Annotated in this window: 17 protein-coding genes; 7 read left to right on the plus strand and 10 right to left on the minus strand. The window is 39.6% G+C overall.

Annotation, left to right across the window (positions count from 1 at the left end):
• Positions 1–144: 144 nt before the first annotated feature.
• From ACK4HU_RS03330 to ACK4HU_RS03375, 10 genes are all read right to left on the minus strand, one after another.
• Positions 145–342 (minus strand): hypothetical protein, encoded by a 198-nt coding sequence (locus tag ACK4HU_RS03330; protein WP_409803431.1) that lies wholly within the window; start codon positions 340–342, stop codon positions 145–147.
• A gap of 157 nt (positions 343–499) precedes the next feature.
• Positions 500–3,460 carry a TOTE conflict system archaeo-eukaryotic primase domain-containing protein gene (locus ACK4HU_RS03335; RefSeq protein ID WP_409803432.1) on the minus strand — a complete coding sequence of 987 codons (2,961 nt, stop codon included), beginning with the start codon at positions 3,458–3,460 and terminating at the stop codon, positions 500–502.
• A gap of 109 nt (positions 3,461–3,569) precedes the next feature.
• Complete coding sequence (locus ACK4HU_RS03340; protein ID WP_409803433.1) at positions 3,570–4,652, minus strand: Fic family protein; 1,083 nt, start codon at positions 4,650–4,652, stop codon at positions 3,570–3,572.
• Positions 4,642–4,956: a helix-turn-helix domain-containing protein gene (locus ACK4HU_RS03345; protein ID WP_409803434.1), complete on the minus strand. Its 315-nt coding sequence runs from the start codon at positions 4,954–4,956 to the stop codon at positions 4,642–4,644. Before ACK4HU_RS03345 ends, ACK4HU_RS03340 begins: the two co-directional genes overlap by 11 nt.
• A 437-nt stretch (positions 4,957–5,393) precedes the next feature.
• Complete coding sequence (locus tag ACK4HU_RS03350; RefSeq protein WP_409803435.1) at positions 5,394–6,401, minus strand: Gfo/Idh/MocA family protein; 1,008 nt, start codon at positions 6,399–6,401, stop codon at positions 5,394–5,396.
• A gap of 21 nt (positions 6,402–6,422) precedes the next feature.
• Positions 6,423–8,255, minus strand: a complete 1,833-nt coding sequence (locus ACK4HU_RS03355; RefSeq protein ID WP_409803436.1) for a hypothetical protein — start codon at positions 8,253–8,255, stop codon at positions 6,423–6,425.
• Between the two features lie 379 nt (positions 8,256–8,634).
• A complete protein-coding gene (locus tag ACK4HU_RS03360; RefSeq protein WP_409803437.1) occupies positions 8,635–9,141 on the minus strand; it encodes a heme-binding domain-containing protein in 507 nt (168 codons plus the stop codon).
• A 126-nt stretch (positions 9,142–9,267) separates the two neighbouring features.
• Positions 9,268–9,477 (minus strand): hypothetical protein, encoded by a 210-nt coding sequence (locus ACK4HU_RS03365; RefSeq protein WP_409803438.1) that lies wholly within the window; start codon positions 9,475–9,477, stop codon positions 9,268–9,270.
• Positions 9,478–9,506: 29 nt separating this feature from the next.
• On the minus strand, positions 9,507–10,547 hold the full coding sequence (locus ACK4HU_RS03370; RefSeq protein WP_409803439.1) for a zinc-dependent alcohol dehydrogenase family protein: 1,041 nt from the start codon (positions 10,545–10,547) through the stop codon (positions 9,507–9,509).
• A gap of 217 nt (positions 10,548–10,764) precedes the next feature.
• Positions 10,765–12,231, minus strand: coding sequence for a Gfo/Idh/MocA family protein (locus ACK4HU_RS03375; RefSeq protein ID WP_409803440.1), 1,467 nt, complete (start codon positions 12,229–12,231; stop codon positions 10,765–10,767).
• Between the two features lie 349 nt (positions 12,232–12,580).
• Between ACK4HU_RS03375 and ACK4HU_RS03380 the strand changes: the two genes are divergently transcribed.
• From ACK4HU_RS03380 to ACK4HU_RS03410, 7 genes are all read left to right on the plus strand, one after another.
• Positions 12,581–13,720: a Re/Si-specific NAD(P)(+) transhydrogenase subunit alpha gene (locus tag ACK4HU_RS03380; protein WP_409803441.1), complete on the plus strand. Its 1,140-nt coding sequence runs from the start codon at positions 12,581–12,583 to the stop codon at positions 13,718–13,720.
• A 1-nt stretch (position 13,721) separates the two neighbouring features.
• On the plus strand, positions 13,722–14,009 hold the full coding sequence (locus ACK4HU_RS03385; protein ID WP_409803442.1) for an NAD(P) transhydrogenase subunit alpha: 288 nt from the start codon (positions 13,722–13,724) through the stop codon (positions 14,007–14,009).
• Complete coding sequence (locus tag ACK4HU_RS03390) at positions 14,006–15,391, plus strand: NAD(P)(+) transhydrogenase (Re/Si-specific) subunit beta (RefSeq protein ID WP_409803443.1); 1,386 nt, start codon at positions 14,006–14,008, stop codon at positions 15,389–15,391. Before ACK4HU_RS03385 ends, ACK4HU_RS03390 begins: the two co-directional genes overlap by 4 nt.
• Before the next feature lie 285 nt (positions 15,392–15,676).
• Positions 15,677–15,874 carry a hypothetical protein gene (locus ACK4HU_RS03395; protein WP_409803444.1) on the plus strand — a complete coding sequence of 66 codons (198 nt, stop codon included), beginning with the start codon at positions 15,677–15,679 and terminating at the stop codon, positions 15,872–15,874.
• Between the two features lie 74 nt (positions 15,875–15,948).
• Positions 15,949–17,127, plus strand: coding sequence for a DUF4221 family protein (locus ACK4HU_RS03400; RefSeq protein ID WP_409803445.1), 1,179 nt, complete (start codon positions 15,949–15,951; stop codon positions 17,125–17,127).
• Positions 17,124–18,170, plus strand: a complete 1,047-nt coding sequence (locus ACK4HU_RS03405) for a hypothetical protein (RefSeq protein ID WP_409803446.1) — start codon at positions 17,124–17,126, stop codon at positions 18,168–18,170. The genes ACK4HU_RS03400 and ACK4HU_RS03405 overlap by 4 nt, the downstream gene beginning before the upstream one ends.
• Before the next feature lie 219 nt (positions 18,171–18,389).
• Positions 18,390–18,830 carry a hypothetical protein gene (locus ACK4HU_RS03410; RefSeq protein WP_409803447.1) on the plus strand — a complete coding sequence of 147 codons (441 nt, stop codon included), beginning with the start codon at positions 18,390–18,392 and terminating at the stop codon, positions 18,828–18,830.
• Positions 18,831–19,091 lie beyond the last annotated feature (261 nt).

Raw genomic sequence — 19,091 nt, forward strand, 5'->3', positions numbered from 1 at the left:
AAGGGAATCATCCAGGCAGGTGGGGAAAAGTGCGAGCTGGGTTCGGTCTGTTCCTTGGATAAATTTCATACAAAAAGATAAAAAAAATACCTGATATATCCCATAGGAATAGTAGGTCTATTTATAAAAATATTAAAGGGGTTTTTAGACAGTCTGACGGTTTGCAGCTATAAGAAGTTGGCGATTTCGAAGCACAAAACTGTCTGCCACCACTGAACTTGATACGAAGCACAAAGCTTCATTTAACCACTGAACCGCCAATTTCTTATAGGTGCTGTTGTAAGCTGGCCTTCTGTCCACCGTCATTGTTAAGTCGTTGTATTTCTGTGCTTTTTCAGTCATTTTACTGTTTCTATTTTTCTGTCTGTTTGGCGTGTGTGTCGGCTGTTTTAAAAATTTTAGAGGGAAGAGATTTTAAAAAATAATTTTTCCTTTGGGTGGCAATGGTGGAAGCTCTTCCCGATTTTTCTTCGGGATGTGCTTACACCTGTGAGATGGGTTAGATTAATTCTTCTATTGCTGATTTCCATATAATAAAACCTTTTTTGTTGTCCGAATAGTCGTGTATAATCCTTGTAAAATTGTCAGGACTATTTTCTAAAAATGTCTGTCTTCCTTTTTCTCTAATAATGTTTAGTTGGCTGTCAATTTGTTTTACTTCTTCAATTAGAGATGCTTTGTTTTTTGGTGTATGCCAAATATATGTTGCTTCTTCTGTGTCCAAGGTTTCCAAAACAATAAAATAACTTTGCTCTCCTGCAAGCAGAAATACGAATGAAAATGGATTAAGTACAAAACGAATTTTCATTACCTGATTTTCGTGTTTGTCTGCTAAATATTGAATGTGTTGTGAATGTTTGTATTGCTTGTTTTTGAGAATTTCATTCAACAACTCTTCTGCATTTGAATAAATTTTTCCCTGCTCTTGTAATTCGTCAGATGTAACGATATTTTGCTTTCGTGGAGTGAATTGCTTGAGCAATCCTTTATTTAAAAATTGAAATTTCACACCCTCAACTGCTTCTTTATTTATATGGTCAATGTCAGTTGATAGTGCTAATTGAGAAACCAATTTTCCGTTTTCAAACTCGGCAAATATTTCTACAGTAATATTCTTTGATTTTAATGTTTTGATGAAGTAGGGTTTTAATACCTCAAATTCTGGTCTTATTTCAATGTTTTCAACTTGGAATTCAAGAGTTGTATTCATCTCATTTACAGGATATTTTAACCCTACACTTCCATAATGAAACTCCAATTCCTCAATTGAAACTTTGATTTTCTTTTCTATAGTTAAAATGTGATTTGAAGTTTTGATTTCATCCTTTGGCTCATCAAATAAAGTTACTTGCTTGTCAATTTTTCGATAATAAGTATTGCGTTTCAGGAAAAGCTTATTGAGATAATCAATTTTATAGTCTCTGTAGTCGTAAATAGTAGGGTTTATTTCCGAGCGTTGCACTCTGCCGATATATTGAATTAGTTTGCCCTCAAAAGAAAATGGATAGACCAAAAATAAACAGTTTATGTTTTGTAAATCTGTTCCTTCTCCAAAATATTGCCCTGCGGTAATTAAAACCTGAAAATTACCTTCTTGTAATATTTTCCATTTAGCTTTTTTGGAAGTTTCTGAATCTTCTCCGCTTAGAGCAATTACTTCATAAGATTGTTTAAGAAACAAATACAGCGTGTCAATATGTTCTTTACGCTCGGTAATGATAACCGCCTTTTTTCCTTGATTCAGTTCATTTTTTACATCTTCCAATATCAGTTTATTTCGGGCTGTATCGTGAACCAATATTTTTGATAAAGATTCAAAATTATCTGTTTTGGAGTTGAAAGGAACATTTAATTCCGTGTTTCGGATAATGATTTTTGCCTGTTTGTAATTTTCAATTTCTGTGGTTTGAATATTGGCAATGATTTCTCCCAAATGGGTAAAAATCATTCTTCCATCATTATACTTTCTGAAAGGTGTGGCAGTTAACCCATAAAGAAAATAGGTGTGTAATTTTGCAATCGTATTCCTGAAAGTTTCAGCAGGAACGTGATGGCACTCGTCCACAATAATGGTTCCGAATTGATTTTGTACAGATTCTATTTGTTTTGGTAAACTTTGAATAGTTGCCACAGTAATTTGCTTTCCGATTTTTAACTTCCCTTGACCAATAACGCCAATATCTCTTTTCGGAATACCCAAAAATGCTTCAATGCGTTCTGTCCATTGCTCCAATAATTGTTTTCGGTGAACAATAATAAGTGCAGGTTGTCTTTTATCGGCAATAATTTTTAAACCAATAAGGGTTTTTCCTGAACCTGGTGGAGCTACAATTACTCCGTAATCCTTTTTGGAAGCTGCTTCTATTACTCCTAGCTGATGATTTCGTAAAGAAGCATTGAACACATAAGAAATTGATGGATTCAATTTTCTTGCATCAACAAACCCAAATTCGATTTGTGATTCTTTACAAAATCGCAAAAGCTTTCCGATAAAACCTCTTGGAATGAAAATCTCACTTTCGGTTTCCTCAACCAATTTAAAATATCGGGCTGTTTCATAAGTATTTCTTCCTGATTTCTTTTTAATGAAAAACTCGGAATTGGCAAAATTCAATTCTTCTTTCAGGAAGTTGATAAGTGCAGGAGTCAAACCGCTTCTACTTATCCTGATATTATTATTTAAAGAAATATTCAGTTTGTCGTCTGTTGCTATCGGAGGGTTAAATTCTACTCCTGACTTTAATCCATTATACAGTTCGTCTAAATGGTCTGTGGTAACTTTTTGAATGATTTTAAGAAAGTTCCATTGGTCAGCGATAGGTACAAATGATTCGGGATTGACAAAGCAGCTATTTCCTTTTTCAAAAGTTGGTTTAAAAAGTGGTAAAGCAATCAAGTTTCCAAAGCCTTTTCCTGAAAGGAAATCCTGATTTGGAAACAGTCTGTCAAAACTTGAACTTTTGTCAAACATTGAAAATACACCCGACTGTTCTAAAATAGATACGAATATTTTTCGGCTTCTTATTGCAGGATATGGTTTATCAAAAAATATCCAAACGTGTCCACCATTTCCTGAACGAAAACGCTCCAAGTAGGCTGGAATTTCTTTTTCTTTACAAGCATTAAGAAAAGTAACGGCTTCCTTATGCCAATTGTCTTTATCGAAATCGGCTGCTAAAAACCAAGTTGTATTATCTTGTAGTAATGGATAAACTCCAATCTGATGAAACCCATCCAAGTGCTTTTGGATTTGTTCATCTGAAATTTTCAGATAAGACTTTTCGGTAAAATTCTGAAATGTCCCTCCATTCATTTTATGTGCCCGAAGACGATAAGGGTCATAAAAAACAGCTGGCATATAGCCCGATTTGTTCCCTTTCTCCCAACGAACAGCAAATACATCTTCACGTCCTTTGAAGAGGGAGCGGAATGTGTTTATGTTATCTTGATGTTTTTGCACTACATTTTATTTATGTACCAAAAAGTCTCATATCTAATTTTCGTGTACCATAAATACGGTATTTGGTACGCGTTTTATTTACGTGGGACAATTTGGTACACGTTGTCTTTCATCCTTTTTTCAGTAAATTATAAAGTTTGGTATTGATATAAATAACCTCTCTGCCTTTTTGTTGTGATTTCAAAATTCCTATTTCCTCAAGACCATTTAAATATCTTGATGCTGCTTTCCTTTCAATTCCCAAATTATTTACTAAAAACTCAATCTTGCTGTAAGGATGGATGTAAAGCTGTTCTATCAAATCTTTTGAATATATTCTAGGTAATTTTTCCTGTACCAATTTTTGAGTCTCACTGAACAAATGGTTGATTTTGTTAATTTGTTCAATTGTGCTTAAAGCTGTTTGTTCTATGCCTTTCAGCATATACAAAATCCAATCTTCCCAATTATTTTCAGTACGTACTTCTTGTAATAGTCGGTAGTAATCTCCTTTGTTTTGAATGATATATGAACTCAAGTACAAAACAGGTTCGTTCAATAAACCTTTCAAGATCAAATACAAAACATTGATAATCCTTCCAGTCCTACCGTTTCCATCATAAAAAGGATGAATACTTTCAAATTGATAATGCTGGATGGCTAACTTGATTAACGGAGATACATCATCTTCTCCATCATTCAGATACTCCTCTAAATTTTTCATCAGATTACTAATTGTATCAAAATTATCAGGAGGCGTATAAATCACTTCATTAGTCAAATCATTAACCAATGCTGTTCCTGGAAGTCTTCTAAGTCCGGCATTGTTTTCTTCCAATTCTTTTTGAATGGAAATTATTCCGTTCGTATTAAGAAACCCCTTCTCTTTGATTAAGCGTGTACCCATAAGAAGAGCTTCTCTGTATCGTAAAACCTCTTTAGTTGCTACATCAGGTTTGGCCGATTTCGAATATAAAGCTTGATAAAGTTTATCTTGAGTTGTAATCACATTCTCAATTTCAGAACTCGCTTGCGCTTCTTTTAAAATCACAGCATTGATGAGAATGTTTGGATTGGGCAAAGTGTTTGTAAGTCCTTTTAATTCTGCTAAAGCAACAGCAGATTTACTTTCTTGCTTTAGAATAGCAATTGTTTCCACCAGAGATTTTTTTGGAGGAAGAATAGGTAAGTCGTTAAAAGCCTTATTTTTCATTCTTATTCGCCTTTAGATATTTCGCTCTTTTTTCTGCTGCTTTCAGTGCTTCTATTCCTAAATCTTCGTCTTGAATTTCATGCAAAATCTTGTCGCTTAAAAACAAAACCAAAAGTTCGTCTGTGCTGTAATCGTATATGTCGGCAAGTTTTAAAACTACTTCTTTTGTGATTTTCCGCTCTCCACGCTCCATTTTGCTTAAAATAGCTACATCAATGTCGAGCAAAGCAGCAACTTTCCGCAATGGAAGTTCCTTTTCTTCTCGTATGTGTCTTAACTTTTCGCCTATTGTTTCTGTTGACATAACCTCTATTGACATAATGTGTCAAAATTAAAAAAGATTTTTGGTTTGTCTTCACTTATTTCAAATTATTTTCAACATTCCTGTCGAGCGTTGGGAAATTGGCTCTTTTGTCCCGCATTTGGCGGGAGGTTGTGGGTCGGATTGTGAGGTTTTGTCCCAATATGAATCGGGATGCCAATGTGTGGCTGGCTAAAATTATCCGCCTCAGGAGGATGTGCGGTGGGTCCCGATAGCTCTATCGGGATTAAAACATTGGGGTCGGATTGTGTGTCGCCAAAGTCAGTCCGAAAGTTTTTGTCAAGATGTCAAAGTTCGATTTTCAGATGTCTATTTTTTCGGAGTACTGTCGTTCTTTAGGCTTGCTTACTTATTTATTCCCGCCATTTTTTGGCGGTAATTGGTCTAATTTGGTTCGATTACCGCCATAAATATTCCTTTTATTGTATTTCATTCCTCACCAATTCCCCCATAACCCAATTCGCTCTGGCACCGGAGATTCCTGAGCTTGGACAGGTGCCTTTTCCTAGTAATTCATCTACGATACTATGAATCAGCGGCTGCTGAATATGTTGGGGAAGAGGGAGATTGAAATACTGCGCTTCTTTTTCGCCATCCAAAATCAGATGGAATTCACCTTTTCCGAAGGTGGGGAATCGGATTTGACCTTTGTTGCCATCAATGATGATTTCATCTTTTCGTGCCGATTGTGAGGTGGTAAAACACCAGTTTCCTGTTCCAAGTACACCGCTTTCGAAGGCAAAACTTCCAGTCACGATGTCTTCGGCTTCGTAGGCTTTGGCTTGGTTTGCCGAGAAACCACTTGCTTGGGTGATTTTCCCAAAAAAGAAATCCAATAGATCCAGTTGGTGTGAGGCAAGATCGAAGAAATATCCTCCGCCTGCGATTTCTGGATTGACACGCCAGTTGTCTTCCAGTTTCGTGATCAGGTCGGCCTCGACTTGTTGTTTGAGATTGATATGTACAGTACGGATTTCACCGATAGCGCCATCTTCAAGAAGTTCTTTGATCCGCAGGAAATGGGGGAGCGCCCTTCGGTAGTAAGCAACAAAAAGCGGTACGCCGGCGCTTTCACATACATCGATCATTTCCAGGCATTCTGCGTGATTGCGGGCCATGGGCTTTTCCACATAGACGGGTTTGCCGGCTGCTGCTGCCAGACGAGTGAGTTCGAGATGGGCATTGGGAGGTGTGGCGATATAGATGGCATTGACCTCGGGGTCATGGATCAGGGCCTCGGCGGAGGTGTACCACTTGGGAACCCTATGCCGAGCTGCATAATCCCTTACTTTGGCTTCGTCCCGGCGCATCACCGCAACCAGTTTGCTGTTTGGGATGAGATTCATTGCGGGGGCAGACTTGACTTCGCAGACATTACCTACGCCAAGAATTCCCCACCGTACTTCCGAATCGGTAAATTTTTCCATTGGGGAAAATAAGAAAAGATTTTAATTAGTTTTTCTCGCTTCTTTTCTAGCTTCCCGTTTTGTCTGGTTGAAATCCCTTCTATTTTCCTTTGAAAGGAACATCGTCTCTCGCATACCATCAAGAATTGACTTGATGATCAAGTTTATAAATCCTCTGTTCATATCCCGATCCGCTTTAAATTTTACTTCTCTGGGCGGCATGTTTGGTGAGGCTGGATTATTGGTGTTCAAGGCCGTATTTGCCCCGAAAGTAAGGATATCACTTTTCCATTTAGCTTTATCTTCCAGCTCCAAATTAACTTTTAAGTCGTGGTATAGAAATGATAGGTTCCCTGTGGAGCTTGTCCGTTTGGCTACTCCTGAGAATTTGATTTCGTCGGCAATTCCGGCTGTAAAATTAGCAGGGGTGTAGGCCTCCATGATCTGATTGATTTGTGCCAACTCAAACTTTTTCATAAGGCCTGAAAAAGTGAACTGATATTGAGAATAGCTGAATTCCAAGTCTAGTCGAAAGGGGACTCTATCTTCCAAATACGCCTCGCTTTTAAGGATAAGTGTTTCGCTAGGCGCTAGATTTGTGATATTAGATGCTTCCAAGGTGCCACGGTTGACTTTTACTCTTGCCATAGATCCGTCTGGTTTCCGTTCCTCATTGATCAGATTGACATTGGTTGCTGATAGCGTTTTTATCCTCACTGGATTTGTAATTCCCATGATGGTCTGACCAAGGTATTCCGGGAAATGATTTAGGTCCCTAGCCTTGGTATTGTCCTTGTAGATCAATGCTGATATGCTGTCCAAGACTACATTTTCGACGAAAAGTTTACTTGAATGAATCAGGGAATCGAAGTTGACTCCTTCAATGGCGATTTTGCCGACAGTACCGGAGAATTGAGTATGCTGAAATTTGTAGTTCTTTTGAATTATAGCATTGCTGACATTAGGTTTGAAACTCAATTGCTCCAGTAGAATTGCTTGATCCAGGTAAGAAAGATCAAAAGAGCCCATAGTAATATGGAAAAGGCTGTCACGTGTCTGAATGTCCAAGTTGTTTACTTCGGAACTGAAATCCCGAAACTGGAAAATGAGCGTATCCAGATTTTTTTTAGCGATAACTGAGTCGAATTTGATTTTGAAATCCGTAAAGCCCAAGTGCTGTAAGGGATCTTCTTCCATCTCTCCAGTGAATGTTTTAAGAGAAATTTCCATCTCCTTGAGAAAAAACAAGTCTTCAAGATCATTCTTATCAAGGAGGACATCTTTAACTGAGACACTAAAATTTTCGATGGAAAATTCTCGTTTTCTCAGTGGGTTAATTAATCGAAAAGCAGCGTCTCTAAGCTCAAAAGCTTCCAGAAAATACGAATCAGGCAGTTTGTTTTCTCCAACCGAAGCAGAGTCAGGGTAATCCATAAAAGGGAAAAAGATGGGATTGTATCCATTGACGTTGAGTTCCAAATCAGGTCGGATGATGGCTACTTTTTCCAGTTTAAGTATGTTGGATCTAAGCAGTAAGAAGATGTCGACATTTTCCAGAATCAATTTGTCAGTTTTCAGCGTGATGCTGCTATTGATATAGGGATAGGACTTTCGGGGCTTATCTCTGAGTTGGAAAGTTACATCCAGCACGCTGATATCTCCATCAATGGGGTTTGCCCGCAAGTTTCTAAAACTCATTTCATATACGTCGGCTACTTGGCTAGACTCAAAAACATTGTGCAGTGCCGCAGCGAGCATTTTGTTGATGTTGAGATAAAAAATAAATGCCGCGCCTAAAATTAAAATGATCACCGAAATCAGGATAAGTCCCAGCTTAGATCGTCTTTTTTTCGGCGGATTAGGTTCGTTGATCATTTAGGGACTATCTCGGGTTAAGTATGGATGTTGTGTACTGAAAATTTAAGGCTACGGTTTCAAATTTCAATCCCCGCTAAAAAAATAAGATCTTCGCTTTTGTTTTTGCGAAATTTTTGGCCGAGTAAAAAACCATTTCGAAATAATATCTTTATATGAGTATCCGCTTCTTTGCCAGTAGAAAAAACCAAAGGAAAAAATAGGCGCAAAATTAAAGTTTAGGCTCTTTTCGGTCTCCCGTCTTCCAGCCGAATTTCAAGAGATAATTTGTTCAGTGGCAGAAATGAGTATATCCATATATTATTAATTGCTATGATGTATATCCTTTTTGAAGAGGATAAAAAAAATGCCCCAAATTTAGAATTTGAGGCCGGTTATTTTATTGTGCGGGCGGGGTTCGCCGTTTCATTACCAAACTATCGGGAGGATAAGTTGCTGCGAGCATAGCCATTTGGTCTTTGGCCCAGTCCACTAGGATTTTTCGTTCTTCATCAGAGAGTTTTGCTTCGGGATGAAGTCCGAGGTAGGTGTAAGAAGCCAAGGGCATTTCCTTTTCCTCCACCATTTCGATGATTTCCTCCAATTTATGATTCTGAACAGCAAGCGGAAGTTTGGTGAAAGCGGATAAATTCAATTTTCGTTTGCCTTCATTTACATGATCTGCAAGCATGTATTTGACTGGTTGAATATTAGAATACCAAGGGTAACGAGTCAGATTTGTGTGACAGTCGTTACAGGCACCTTTGAGAATCATGGCTACATGACCAGGTACATTGTAGCTTTTGGTGATGTCAAATTCAGTGTCATTGCTTTCGTTTTTTTCAGCAGGAATAAACTGGATGAGGACGAAAAGTGCAATAAGTCCAAGGGTGATTTTCTTAATCATAGTTGCGAAGGTTTACGGGGTTTTGACAGAAATATTTTTATTTGGTTTAATCCGGATTTATTAAAATCCAAATTCTAATTTCTGTAAAAACACGGAATATTCTATTCGCAAAAGATTAAGATTCCCTTAAATATTTTCTCGCTTTAGCCGGAACCGAAGTGCATCAATTAATAAACACAAACCCGCCTGAAATAGGATCAGAGAACCCGTTCCATACCAAAACCACTCTTCTTCAGCGGATCGAGCAAAAGCTGCATCTATTGTCATGCAAAGTCCTGTTCCAGTAAGTAATAAACCTGAAACAGACTGAATAAGCCATCTAATTTTTGATTTCATTTTTTTTAATTCTTTGAAAAAAAACCAAGTTAAAACCGATCAATCATTACCATTCCATTTTCCTGAAAGGTGTCCATCGCTATCAGTGATTCCACTGCTTGTTCCAAACTGATTCTTCTGCCAATGAGTTTTTCGGGGGCGATTTTTCCTGTCAAAATCATTTGCAACATCTCCGGATAGGCATGTGCTTGCATACCATGACTTCCAAAAATTTCGAGCTCTTTGGCTATGACCAAATACATGGGAATCTCAGGATTTGAATCCGAACCTGCCATCAAGCCGACTTGGATATGTTTGCCCCTTTTTCTAAGACTTGCGATCGAATTGAAGCAGGTCACTTTGCTCCCCAAAGCATCTACAGAAACATGAACTCCGCCCTTTGTGATGTCCATTATTTCTGCCGAGACATCAGGTGATTTTTTTCCATTGATTCCAACAAGAGCTCCTGCAGATTTGGCCAAAGCGAGTTTTTCCTCTGAAATATCCACCGCAATCACGGTAGCACCCAAGGCTGCTGCAATCATAATCGCAGAAAGCCCCACGCCACCACAACCGTGAACAGCAACCCATTGACCTCCGCTGACTTTACCCTGAGCGACGATCGCTCGGAATGAAGTAGCAAACCGACAACCTAGGCTAGCTGCTTTTTCGAAAGTCATTTCCTCAGGAAGTTTGATCAGATTGGTTTCAGCCCGATGAATAGCTACATACTGCGCAAAAGAACCCCAATGTGTAAATCCGGGCTGAAATTGGTCATCGCAGATCTGCTGATTACCGGAATGGCAAGTAGGACAAATCCCACAGGCGCAGACAAACGGGACAGTCACTCGATCACCGACTTTCCAATTGCTTACTCCTTTTCCGACTTCCCGGATCACTCCGGCAAATTCATGACCGGGAACGTGTGGTAGCCGGATATCCGAATCATGCCCCATCCAGCCATGCCAATCACTTCGGCAAAGGCCAGTGGCTTTGACCTCGATAACCACACCATCTAAAGGTGGAGTTGGATCGGGTACAGTCTGAATGGATGGTTTTTGATGGAAAGATTCGAAAATAAGGGCTTTCATAGGTTGATTGGTTTTCTTTTCCCAAGATTGATAATTCTGAACTGAATATGTTGGGAAAATTGGAAGTTTTGGACGAAAAAAACCGTGAGTCATTCCACCCACGGTCTTCTTTTCATTTTTAATTACTCAATACAGGCTTCGTTTCGTGTCACACTGAGCGAAGTCGAAGTGTCAGCCTTACATGCCTGCCAACTGATCACTGCGACTGCATACTGAATTAAACTTCGAAACCAGCTCTATAAGTCCTTCCGACAAACTGATTAGCTTCCTCCAGATTGGTGATTCGCATATTTTCACCATCCCAAAGCAGTTTCTTTCTGCCGTAGAATTCTTGCTGACCTCGGCTGTTTTCTCTTCTAAGCATATAGCTTCGAATAGCTAGATTTCCCATCAAAACAGTTTCTGTCATTGGGCCAGCATAGTCAAAGGATGAAGTCAAGCCTTTGTGTTCGGTGGAACCAAAACCCGCTTTGCAGGCATCTACCCACTTGCGCTGATGGCCATATTCAGGTTCCGTGCCTTCGATTCGATCTGGGCCAAAGTCTTGTGTTCCGTCATTCAGATACAGTTTCGGCATCAAGGGTGAGCTGTCATTGATATTGTGTGATATGATTCCTTTTTCTCCGATAAGCAAAACACCATTTGCTGAATTAGCACCTCCGATATCGTGATCAGCAGGAATAATATCCGGATGAGAAGGTCGCAAACCTCCATCACTCCAAGTCATTTCCAGCGGAACTGGATTTTTGGCCGTAGGCGCATAATGTAAAGTGATGAATGAGGATGCAGGGCAACCCTCAGGGTTGTAATCTGCTGTCCACATGCCGGAATAAACTGAACCTACAGAACACTCGGCATCTTTTGGATAATGAAGGCCAAGCGTACGGAATGGAATATCCATCAAGTGACATCCGACGTCACCCAAAGCTCCTGTTCCATAATCCCACCACCCTCTCCAGCTGAATGGATGCATTCCTGGAGTATAAGGTTTGAAGCTTGCCGGACCTAGCCAAAGATCCCAATCGAGATCCGCCGGTTTTTGGTTTGGATCTGGAGCTGGAAGTGGACCACCTTGAGGCCAAACCGGGCGATTGGTCCAAACTTGAACTTTGGAGACATTTCCGATTTTTCCTGAGTCGATCCAACCTTTGACCATGTCGAGTAGTGGATTGGAAGCTCCTTGGTTACCCATCTGAGTGACGACTTTCTGATCTCTCGCCATTTGGGTTAGCAATCGAGCTTCGCGAATATTGTGTGTCAATGGCTTCTGAACATAGACATGCTTGCCGCGCTCCATACAGAATTTGGCCGCTGGACCGTGAACGTGGTCCGGCGTGGAAATCGTTACCGCGTCGATGTCTTTTTGTTCCTCAAGCATTTTGCGGTAGTCTGCATACAGTTTGGCATTGGGGAATTTACCTACGGATTCTTTTGCAGTACCGGAAAAGTCCACATCGCAAAGTGCGACTACGCGCTCTCTGCCATTTACTGAAGCGTTCAAAATATCACTTCGGCCTTTTCCTCCAGCCCCGATTGCAGCTAAGTTGAGTTGGTCAGAAGGTGCAGTGAATCCAACACCTCCCAATACGTGCCGAGGCACAATGAAAAATGAGGAGGCAATTGCTGCGTTTTTGATAAAGTCTCTTCGGGTTTGTCCAGAAGAGGAGTGATCAGATTTTTCCATGGGTTGTTGTTAATTCTGGTTTAATAGTAAGACAAAATAAGAATTATTGCATTCTGTAGGTACTTGTTTTTGAAAAGGATAAGATAATTGGGATTAATGGTTGGAGATTATTTGATGAAAATTTTGAAATACTGAGGTATATCAAAATTAAACTCACACTATAATTGCATCGTGGAGAATAATATTTGGTTTACAGCACAATTTTTTTAAAATACCGTAATCAAATATCGATTGCGTAAAAAAAACTTTAATTTTCAAAAGACAGGATGGGTAAAAAGTTGTTAGGAATTTACTTTCGAGAATAATTTGGAGTAAATTATTTTCCCATACCCTGTTTAAATCTCTAAAAATGAAGATTGGAGTAATAAAAGAAACGAAGGAATTTGAGAAAAGAGTTGCGCTCAGTCCTGATGTCATCAAACTTCTCAAGAAGAAAGAATTTGATGTAATCATCGAATCCGGGGCTGGAGAAGGGTCTTATTTCTCAGATCAGGATTATAAAAATGCCGGAGCGGAGGTTTCAGGACTTCCAGAAGTTTTTTCTTCAGATGTGATTCTCAAAGTAAATATTCCCACTCTGGAGGAAATTGTACAAATGAAGCAAGGTTCGGCCTGCATTTCTTACATGTATGCCTATCAGCATCCTGATGTAATCGAGGCTTTGAATAAAAAATCCATTTCATCTTTCTCCATGGATGCCGTACCTCGAATTTCACGGGCTCAAAAAATGGATGCGCTATCCTCACAAGCTAATCTCGCTGGGTATAAGTCGGTGATTTTGGGAGCTAATTACCTAGGAAAGATTTTTCCATTGTTGATGACAGCCTCAGGCACAATTACTCCTTCTAAGGTATTGATCTTTGGGGCTGGCGTCGCAGGATTGCAGGCAGTTGCCACAGCTAAACGGCTCGGAGCTATCGTCGAAGTGTCTGATGTAAGACCTGAGACCAAGGAGCAGGTAGAGTCGCTTGGGGGGAGATTTTTGACGGTGGAAGGTGTCGAGGATGTAAAAATGGAAGGTGGATACGCCAAAGAGGTTTCCGCTGAATTCCTTGAAAAGCAACAGCAACTAATCAAAGACAAAATCAAAGATGCCGATTTGGTGATCACTACTGCCCTGGTGATGGGAAGGAAATCTCCAATTCTTGTTTCTGAAGAAATGGTCAAAAGTATGAAAACTGGCTCAGTGATCGTGGATATGGCCGTGGAATCGGGTGGGAATTGTGCTATTTCTGAAAAGAACAAAACAGTGGTAAAGCATGGAGTTACGATCGTTGGTGAATCAAACTTGCCATCACTGTTACCTGTGAACGCCAGTCAGCTTTACGCTACAAATATCAGCACCTTATTCCTTCATCTTTTCAATTCTGTTGGTTTAAATCCAAATCTCGAAGAGGAAATTACAAAAGGTGTGATGATTACGCATGAAGGTCAACTCGTGCACGAGTTCACCAAAAGCATTTTGAATTCACAAGCTAAAAACTCTTGATATGACACTTGAGTCCTTAATAATACTCATTTACGTTTTAGTCCTGGCGAGTTACCTAGGATTCGAACTGATCACCAAAGTACCACCGACCCTGCACACACCACTGATGTCAGGTTCCAATGCAATCTCGGGCATCACCATCGTGGGAGCCTTGATCGCAACAAGCGAACTCGGTTTTACCACGCTAAGTAAATATCTGGGCATGTTGGCACTAGTCCTTGCTACCATCAATGTGGTCGGAGGATATGCAGTGACAGATCGGATGCTTAAAATGTTCAAGAAGAAATGACAATAGCCACACAACTTGCCTACCTGCTTGCATCCATTCTGTTCATCATGGGGATCAAGCTTCTTGGAAAAACCAAGGATGCCAGAAAGGGAAATATGCTGTCAGCCGTCGGGATGCTGGTCGCCATTGTAGCTACCTTGGTCACATTGGATATTCTATCTTTTGTTGAGATTTTTGCTTGTATGCTTTTGGGTGGTGGAATAGGCCTCTATTACGCCAAAAAAGTCGAAATGACCCAAATCCCGGAGATGGTTGCCCTTTTTAATGGGTTTGGTGGATTGGCATCTTTGAGTGTTGCCCTTTCAGATCATTTCCTCAAAACGGAAGTACTTTCCGTGGAAATTGACCCTGTCAACTCCGTCAGTATCATTGCAAGCGTTTTGATTGGAGGGGTTACGTTTACCGGTTCGATTGTGGCATGGCTGAAGTTGAACGGAAAAGTTTCCGGTCAACCGATTACTTTCAAAGGACAACACTTGCTGAATTTGGGTCTTTTGATTTCATTTTTGGTGATTTCAGTTTTCACTTTCATGTACCAGAATGATCCCATGTACATCACGATTCTCGTCGTGATGGCGCTTCTTGTCGGGATTTTGATCGTAATTCCAATCGGTGGAGCAGATATGCCGGTGGTAATTTCCTTACTGAACTCCTACTCCGGGATGGCTGCTTGCGCCACAGGATTTATCCTGAATAATAATGTGCTGATAGTTGCAGGTTCGCTTGTCGGAGCTTCCGGCCTGATTTTGACACAGATTATGTGTAAAGCCATGAACCGATCACTCACCAATGTCCTTTTGGGAGGGTTTGGTCAAACCGTGGCTACGGGTACAGCCGACGGACCAAGTATTGTGATCAAAGAGATCGGGGTGGAGGAAACCGCTATGCTGTTCGATTCCGTCTCTTCTGTGATCGTCGTTCCGGGATATGGAATGGCGGTGGCCCAAGCGCAACACGTGATCCGTGAATTGATGGAGCAATGCGAAAAGCGCAATATCGACTTCAAATTTGCGATTCATCCAGTTGCCGGTCGAATGCCAGGTCACATGAATGTGCTCCTTGCCGAGGCGAATATCAGCTATGATAAACTCATTGAAATGGAGGCCATAAACGATGAGTTTCCAAATACAGATCTTGTCCTGATCGTCGGTGCAAATGATGTGGTCAATCCAGCTGCCCGAACCAATCCTCAAAGCCCGATTTACGGCATGCCGATCCTAAATGCGGATAAAGCAAAAACTGTCATTGTCAGCAAGCGAAGCATGGGCAAAGGCTATGCAGGAGTGGAAAATGAGCTTTTTGGCTATTCCAACTGTCTGATGCTCTTCGGCGATGCGAAGCAGACAATCACAAAAGTGGTGAGTGAGATGAAGGAGATGTGATAAGTCGTTAAAATTCAAAATGAAAAGTCTTCCTTTCGGTTATGAGAGGAAGACTTTTTTTTAAGGAAAAACGACCAAAAGTGGAAAGTTTTAATTTACCACTCAACCCATTTTTTTGAACGCTATAGATTCCTTAAAAAACTCTTTTTATCTGAAACTAATTTTTAAAATAATCATCCTGAAAATCAACAACTTAATATTTAAATCTAATATTAGGTTTGCGAATTTCCATTTTTTTTTTAGTTTTCAAACGATAACTTATTATTAACCATTAATTATTCTTTTATGAAAAAATTTCTTTTAGTGGCGTTTGTATTCGCCATGGGTCTCTCATTCAATATCGGTGGGAGCCAAAAAGTTGAAGCAGGTCCATTCGGGAATCAAGGTCATTGGGTTCCTATGGGTGGAGGTGGTGAGGTTTGTGCTACACACTGGTGGCTAAACAAGTGTATAGTAGGTCAGGAGCGAGAGACCGACAGTTAAAAATCAAAGGAGTGGTTTAGGTTAACCATAGGCCACTCCTTTCTTTTGTTTTTATAATCATTTGTTTTAAAGTCATGAATCTCCAAAAAGCCCCTGTTTTTTATCTTTATCTGATCCTTCAAGGTTTCTGGGGATGTACCTCCTCCTCTCAGCATCAGGAGGAATTTTGTAAGAGTGAAAAATCCAACCAATTCTTTCCCAAGGCAGAAAATCTTGAAATTATTGCACAACAAGATTTTGGAGGTACGATTCGCAGCAGTTTCATTTTTCAGGATACGCTGATTTATCTCCTGGCGGATAAGCCAAAGCATGAAATCAAAATTCTGGACCTGAAAAATCGGCAATTTATTGGTGGAGTACCATTAGATCCCAATTTCTTTGATTTCCCATCCGGGATTCAAGTGATATCAAAGGACAGCATCCTGGTGAGTGACTTCCATTTTCCTATGATTCGACTGATCAATAGCCTTGGCGAGGTTTTAGACACGTATAATCTCTATAAAGAAAACCTTTGGGAAATGCCAAAGGAAGGATTTGCCAATTTCGGCCTTTATGGAGGATTTGGGATTGATTTTCAATATATCCCGGAGCGGAACAGTTTCTTGGTTCCTTTGAGGCAATTGGATCAATGGTACTTTGCCAAGGAAAAGAAAAACTTTCCCGCCATTGGTGAATTCAGTCTCGAAACTCGTGATTTTTCTAAGGTTTTTGGCAAATATGAGGGGCTATACGTTTCAGATGAAAATTTTCTCCTGCCTTTTTATTTAAGTCACCCAATCATTGAGCGGGTCGAAAATCAGATTATTCTGTCATTCTCCATGAATCCCAATCTATATGTTTATTCATTAGATGGGAAATTCTTGCAGCAAAAATGTGGTAGCATTTCTGAATTTGAATTAGGCGAGCCTCTACGGTATGACATTAATGATTACGACAGCGATGGAATTATGAATTTCAATAAAGGCAATTCCTACTTCGGTGAATTTTTCTATGTAAAAGATGTAGAACGATTCATAAGGGTGTATTGGAAATGCGAGATAGGAAAAAAAGGGGAATGCAAATCGAAGCAAGCTTTTGTTCTGATTTTTGATCGTGATGTCAATTTATTGGAGGTTCGGAAGACCAACGAAATTTTTGAAGGAGATGCGTATTCCTATCAGGTACCGTATCAAAATGGGTTTTTATCCAAGCTTGCTACAAGAGAAAGTGATGATCAGTTTATTCTCAGTTTATATTACCAGTTAGACAAATGATGAGGTTCCCAAGGACTTTACTTTACATTTTTGCTACCCAATTTCTGGGAATTTTTGCAATGGCAAACTCGGATTCCCTGAGCAAAGAGGTCAAGCCTACCCTAGAAAATCTATACTATGGAAATATAAATGAAGTGATCACCAAAATGCTTTGGATTGGAGATCAATCAGCAATTGGATTGAGATATAATGAAAAAATTCCAAAGGATTTGGTTTTACTCAACCGGAACAAATTGATTGTAGATAGTCTGAGCTTTAATGAGATGTTTTTGGAAGGATATGATAAGCAATCCGGCAGATTTAACTCCATTGATGGATTGGTTCAGGCTAGTGAGAATGAATTTTTAGTAATACATAGTCATGGCACAACAATCCTAGAAATAAATCAAGATAAACTTGACGTGAATATTAAACAATTGGAGAAAAGAAAACCTGCTATTGAGGACAAGTATTTGAAGGGGTATAGCTTAGTTCAGTTAGAAAAATATACGATAGGTTATCGAGTTGAATCTAATAAGTACCTCAGCTCTGCAGATTTTTGGGTCTATGATTGGGAGAACAAAAAACACGTGATCTATTTAGATTCACAACATTCCGAAGCATCCAAAAATTGGTATTGGAAATTAAAGGGTACTCCAGAGGCTTATAGTACTGCTTCAATTTATAGACACAATATCATCCAGACTCGGGACGGATTTATTTTCAATCTGCCTCTAAAAAATCGGTTCTTGAAATTTTCCAAAGCCACAGGGGCAATTCAAGGCTATACCTTTCCAGAATTAGAAAAGAAGAACCAAGCTTGGTTTGCCTTTTACGACTGGAAGTTAGACAGGGTATTTCCAATTTTGGATACGGGAAAAGAGTATCGGGTTTACTCTTTGGATAGGGAGTTGAAGAATTTCTATTACTTGGCGTCCTCTACAGAACAGCCTTTCGGTGTGATGGATGGGAAAGTTTATTTGAGAGAGATTGAGTTTAAGGAAAAAAATAAGACTTGGTTTTGTAACCATTATCTGGTCGATCTGTATCCAAAGCTAGATTGAGCCTAATGTTTTGAGATAAAGACCATGCCCCGACTTGCTGAGGCCTTGACCAAGCACCATATTTACAAAGTATGGACCCCTGCTATATTTCAAGCTGAACTCCAGAAGATTGTCCTAGATTTGAGGTAGTGCTGAAAGTGATTTGATAGAATTCATGAAAGCAGAATTCTATCAAATCATTTCTCGTTTTCTGGCAAAATAATTGCAACTAATATGCTCATGAATCTATCAATCTTTTCCTCTTTAATTTTGACGCTGGCACTTTACTTCAGTCAGATTGAATACAGCCAACTGATTGGAAGTTGGCAACTCGTGCACTTCAGTGGTATGGAGAAAATCGTAAAATCCCCTCAATACCAAAATGCAAATGCTTTGGAAAAGGCCGGCATGGATGCAAGAATCAATTACCGATTGGAAAATACGGTGTACAAGTTTGAAGAAGGTGATTTACTGAAATTTACTGATTTTGAAAATCAGACGGTTGTGCAAAAAGAAGCGAAAATTGAGCTGATGCCAGGAAACATACTCTTAATCCATGACGAAAAAGGAGATCGTTTAGCTCAAATTGTTGAATTTTCTGAAGAAAGAATGGTTCTTCAGCCTATTAGTAAAAGCTCTGCCACGGGTCAATTGATCTTTGAACGAATCAAGAAAAAGTAGGCAGTGGTCAGTGGTCAGTGGTCAGTTTTCAGTTAGTTGAATTTTGAAAAAGATTTCTATCTGCTTACTAATCATTCAAAAAATTAAATACCCTTAAAATAGACCAAAAGCCGCCAGGGACTCCTTTGTGGCTTTTTTATTCTTTTTGCTTTCAGTAGGTGATAGGAATTGAGGGGAAAAAATTTGAATTTTAAGTAGATGATTTAATTCATATGAAATCGAGCATGACTCAAAGCGACGCACAGAGGTATGGTTATAATT

This window comes from Algoriphagus sp., from assembly GCF_046296635.1.
Classification (GTDB): domain Bacteria; phylum Bacteroidota; class Bacteroidia; order Cytophagales; family Cyclobacteriaceae; genus Algoriphagus.

What these genes read in the sequence shown, in the direction of transcription:
- ACK4HU_RS03400 (WP_409803445.1), top strand. Translation starts at nt 15,949, where the DNA reads ATGAATCTCCAAAAAGCCCCTGTTTTTTATCTTTATCTGATCCTTCAA.
- ACK4HU_RS03360 (WP_409803437.1), bottom strand. Translation starts at nt 9,141, where the DNA reads ATGATTAAGAAAATCACCCTTGGACTTATTGCACTTTTCGTCCTCATC.
- ACK4HU_RS03375 (WP_409803440.1), bottom strand. Translation starts at nt 12,231, where the DNA reads ATGGAAAAATCTGATCACTCCTCTTCTGGACAAACCCGAAGAGACTTT.
- ACK4HU_RS03395 (WP_409803444.1), top strand. Translation starts at nt 15,677, where the DNA reads ATGAAAAAATTTCTTTTAGTGGCGTTTGTATTCGCCATGGGTCTCTCA.
- ACK4HU_RS03365 (WP_409803438.1), bottom strand. Translation starts at nt 9,477, where the DNA reads ATGAAATCAAAAATTAGATGGCTTATTCAGTCTGTTTCAGGTTTATTA.
- ACK4HU_RS03405 (WP_409803446.1), top strand. Translation starts at nt 17,124, where the DNA reads ATGATGAGGTTCCCAAGGACTTTACTTTACATTTTTGCTACCCAATTT.
- ACK4HU_RS03330 (WP_409803431.1), bottom strand. Translation starts at nt 342, where the DNA reads ATGACTGAAAAAGCACAGAAATACAACGACTTAACAATGACGGTGGAC.
- ACK4HU_RS03345 (WP_409803434.1), bottom strand. Translation starts at nt 4,956, where the DNA reads ATGTCAACAGAAACAATAGGCGAAAAGTTAAGACACATACGAGAAGAA.
- ACK4HU_RS03390 (WP_409803443.1), top strand. Translation starts at nt 14,006, where the DNA reads ATGACAATAGCCACACAACTTGCCTACCTGCTTGCATCCATTCTGTTC.
- ACK4HU_RS03370 (WP_409803439.1), bottom strand. Translation starts at nt 10,547, where the DNA reads ATGAAAGCCCTTATTTTCGAATCTTTCCATCAAAAACCATCCATTCAG.
- ACK4HU_RS03340 (WP_409803433.1), bottom strand. Translation starts at nt 4,652, where the DNA reads ATGAAAAATAAGGCTTTTAACGACTTACCTATTCTTCCTCCAAAAAAA.
- ACK4HU_RS03410 (WP_409803447.1), top strand. Translation starts at nt 18,390, where the DNA reads ATGAATCTATCAATCTTTTCCTCTTTAATTTTGACGCTGGCACTTTAC.
- ACK4HU_RS03380 (WP_409803441.1), top strand. Translation starts at nt 12,581, where the DNA reads ATGAAGATTGGAGTAATAAAAGAAACGAAGGAATTTGAGAAAAGAGTT.
- ACK4HU_RS03385 (WP_409803442.1), top strand. Translation starts at nt 13,722, where the DNA reads ATGACACTTGAGTCCTTAATAATACTCATTTACGTTTTAGTCCTGGCG.
- ACK4HU_RS03355 (WP_409803436.1), bottom strand. Translation starts at nt 8,255, where the DNA reads ATGATCAACGAACCTAATCCGCCGAAAAAAAGACGATCTAAGCTGGGA.
- ACK4HU_RS03350 (WP_409803435.1), bottom strand. Translation starts at nt 6,401, where the DNA reads ATGGAAAAATTTACCGATTCGGAAGTACGGTGGGGAATTCTTGGCGTA.